The sequence below is a fragment of the uncultured Aquincola sp. genome (assembly GCF_964001545.1).
GTDB lineage: Bacteria > Pseudomonadota > Gammaproteobacteria > Burkholderiales > Burkholderiaceae_C > Aquincola.
Genome location: NZ_CAXFDV010000088.1, coordinates 1 through 3,575 on the forward strand (window position 1 = coordinate 1; position 3,575 = coordinate 3,575).

Genomic DNA, 3,575 nt, shown 5'->3' on the forward strand with positions numbered 1-3,575 from the left:
CAGCACCTTCTTGCCCTGGTTGATGAACTCGACGAAGCCCTTCACGCCGCCGGCAAACGCAAAGTTGTCTTCCTTCGCATTGCGCTCATCCACCAGCTTGATCTTCACGCCGTTGTTGAGGAAGCTCAGCTCGCGCAGGCGCTTGGCCAGGACGTCGTAGTGGAAGTCGACGTTGGTGAAGATCTCTTCGTCGGGCAGGAAGTGCACCTCGGTGCCGCGCTTGTCGGTGTCGCCGGTGATCTTCATCGGGCTCACTTCAAAGCCGTCGCGCACCTCGATCAGGCGCTCTTGCGGCACGCCCTTTCGAAACTCCATGAAGTGCACCTTGCCCTCGCGGCGGATGGTCAGGCGCAGCTGCTTGCTCAGCGCGTTGACGCAGCTCACGCCCACGCCGTGCAGGCCGCCCGAGACCTTGTAGCTGTTCTGGTTGAACTTGCCGCCGGCATGCAGCTCGGTCAGCGCGATCTCGGCCGCGCTGCGCTTGGGCTCATGCTTGTCGTCCATCTTCACGCCGGTGGGAATGCCGCGGCCGTTGTCGATGACGCTGATGGAGTTGTCGGAGTGGATGGTGACGATGATGTCGTCGCAGTGCCCCGCCAGCGCTTCGTCGATGGAGTTGTCGACCACCTCGAACACCAGGTGGTGCAGGCCGGTGCCGTCGCTGGTGTCGCCGATGTACATGCCCGGCCGCTTGCGCACGGCTTCCAGCCCTTCCAGGATCTGGATGCTGCCTTCGCCGTAGGCGTCGGGCGTGGGGGTGGGGGAGGTGTTCGGGTCGGTCATGGGGCTCACTTCGCAGGCTGCGGCGCTGTGGCCGCGGCCTCATAAGAAACGCTGAAGCGGGCCGCAGCCCGCTTGATGCTGGACGCTGGTCGTCCGGTCAGATGCGCATCGGCATCACCACGTACTTGAAGCCGGCCTGCTCGGGCACGGTGATCAGCACGCTGGAGTTGGTGTCCTGCAGCTCCAGCCGGATCATGTCCTGGCTCATGTTGGCCAGCGCGTCCATCAGGTAGGTGACGTTGAAGCCGATCTCGATGGCGTCGCCGCCATAGTCGATCTCGAGTTCTTCCTTGGCCTCTTCCTGCTCGGCGTTGCTGGACGCGATGCGCAGGCTGCCCGGCTCGATGTTGACGCGCACGCCCTTGAACTTCTCGCTGGTGAGGATGGCGGCCCGCTGCAGGCTGGCCAGCAGCGGTGCACGGCCCAGCACGACGGCGTTCTTGTGGTTCTTGGGGATCACGCGGTTGTAGTCGGGGAACTTGCCTTCCACGAGCTTGGTGACGAACTCCATGCCCGAGAAGCTGAACTTGGCCTGGTTGCCGGCAAAACGCATCTCGATCGGCGCATTGTCGCCGCTGGCCGCGGCCTCGCCGTCTTCGGTCTTCTCGGCCTTGTCAGCCTTGGCCGGCTTGTCGGCCTTTTCGTCCTTGAGCAGGCGCTGCAGCTCCAGCACCGTCTTGCGCGGCAGGATGACTTCCTGCTTGGGGATCTCGGTCTCGAGCGTGGCCTGCGCCAACGCCAGGCGGTGGCCGTCGGTGGCCACCAGCGTCAGCGTGTGGCCCTCGGCCACGAACAGGATGCCGTTGAGGTAGTAGCGGATGTCGTGCACCGCCATCGCGAAGTGCACCTGGTTGATCAGGCTCTTGAGCGTCTTCTGCGGCACGCTGAACGCGGGGCCGAATTCGGCCGCTTCATTGACCAGCGGAAAGTCGTCGGCCGGCAGCGTCTGCAGCGTGAAGCGGCTCTTGCCGCCTTGCAGCGTGAGCTTGTTCTGGGTGGCCGACAGCGACACCACCTGGTCCGCCGGCAGCGTGCGCAGGATGTCGATCAGCTTGCGGGCACCCACGGTGGTGGCGAAGTTGGCGGCATCGCCGCCCAGCTCGGCCTGGGTGCGCACCTGGATCTCCAGGTCGCTGGTCGTGAACTCGATCTGGGGGCCGGTCTTCCGCAGCAGCACGTTGGCCAGGATGGGCAGCGTGTGGCGGCGTTCGACGATACCGGCGACGGCCTGCAGGGCAGACAACAATTTTTCCTGCGGAGCTTTCAAGACAATCATGTCTTCCTCTTAACTTGGTAGTTCTAGTAGAGCCGCTGCCGGGCTGTGGAGAACGCGATTTTGGCCTGATCCATCAACGATTTACCGCGAGGGCAAGCCTGTGGGCCGCATGACCCGGATTGTCGAGCCGGACATACAACAACTTCGGAAAAACGCGAGGGCCTGTGGATAGGTGCCCGGTTGCGCAAAAGTTGTCCACAGGCTTGTCACTTGACAGCAGCTTGTTCACCCCTTCAGGGTCTGTTCGAGCACGTGGAGCTGCTGGTTCAGCTCGGTGTTCTTCTGGCGTTCGCCGCCGATCTTGCGCACCGCATGCAGCACCGTGGTGTGGTCGCGCCCGCCAAACAGCTCGCCGATCTCGGGCAGGCTCTTCTGCGTCATTTCCTTGGCCAGGTACATCGCGATCTGCCGCGGCCGCGCGATCGAGGCCGGCCGCTTCTTGCTGTACATGTCGGCGATCTTGATCTTGTAGAAGTCGGCCACCGTCTTCTGGATGTTCTCGACCGAGACCTGCCGGTTCTGGATCGACAGCAGGTCCTTCAGCGCCTCGCGCGCCAGCGCGATGTTGATGTCCTTGTGGCTGAAGCGTGAGTACGCCAGCACCTTGCGCAGCGCGCCTTCGAGCTCGCGCACGTTGGCGCGCACGTTCTTGGCGATGAAGAAGGCCACGTCCTCGGGCATGGGCGAGGCTTCGGCGTCGGCCTTCTTGATCAGGATGGCCACGCGCATTTCCAGCTCGGGCGGCTCGATGGCCACCGTCAGGCCGGCGTCGAAGCGGCTGGTCAACCGCTCGTCGATGTCCACCAGCCCCTTGGGGTAGGTGTCGCTGGTCATGATGATGTGCGAGCGCTTGGCCACCAGCGCCTCGAAGGCGTTGAAGAACTCCTCCTGCGTGCGCTCCTTGCCGGCGAAGAACTGCACGTCGTCGATCAGCAGCAGATCGAGGCTGTGGTACTTGGCCTTGAGCTCGTCGAAGGTCTTGCGCTGGTAGTTCTTCACCACGTCGGAGATGAACTGCTCGGCATGCAGGTACAGCACCCGCGCGTCGGGCCGGTCGCGCAGCAGCGCATTGCCCACCGCGTGGATCAGGTGCGTCTTGCCCAGGCCCACGCCGCCGTAGATGAACAGCGGGTTGTACATGTGACCGGGCGCGCCGGCCACGTGCAGCGCGGCGGTGCGCGCCATCTGGTTGGCGCGGCCGGGCACCAGGGTGTCGAAGGTGAGCGCGGTGTTGAGCCGGTGCACAGAAGACGCGGGCGCCGGCGGCCGGCTGATGGCCACCGCCGGAGCGCCCACGTTGGTGGCACCACCGCCAGGGTTGCCGGCGACCCCGCCGCCGACGTTGGCGCCCCCCGACTGGCCGGCGGGCGCCACGCGGGTGGCGATGCTGTCGCCGACGGGGCGGACCAGCGCGGCTTCACGCTGGGCCAGCATCAGCTCCAGCCGCACCGGCTTGCCCGCCAGGTCGGTGAGCACGTTCTCGATGCGGGAAGCGTATTGCGACCGGATCCAGTCG

At 65.0% G+C, this 3,575-nt stretch carries 3 protein-coding genes; all 3 read right to left on the reverse strand.

Annotation, left to right across the window (positions count from 1 at the left end; all coding sequences use genetic code 11):
• Positions 1-783, reverse strand: a 783-nt coding sequence (locus ABNT58_RS03130; protein WP_348752054.1) for an ATP-binding protein, incomplete at its 3' end; no start/stop codon positions are given.
• 97 nt (positions 784-880) lie between these two features.
• Entirely contained in the window at positions 881-2,059 is a 1,179-nt protein-coding gene (gene dnaN / locus ABNT58_RS03135) for a DNA polymerase III subunit beta (protein WP_348752055.1), read from the reverse strand.
• Between the two features lie 225 nt (positions 2,060-2,284).
• A partial coding sequence (dnaA, locus tag ABNT58_RS03140) for a chromosomal replication initiator protein DnaA (protein ID WP_348752056.1) occupies positions 2,285-3,575 on the reverse strand: 1,291 nt, incomplete at its 5' end.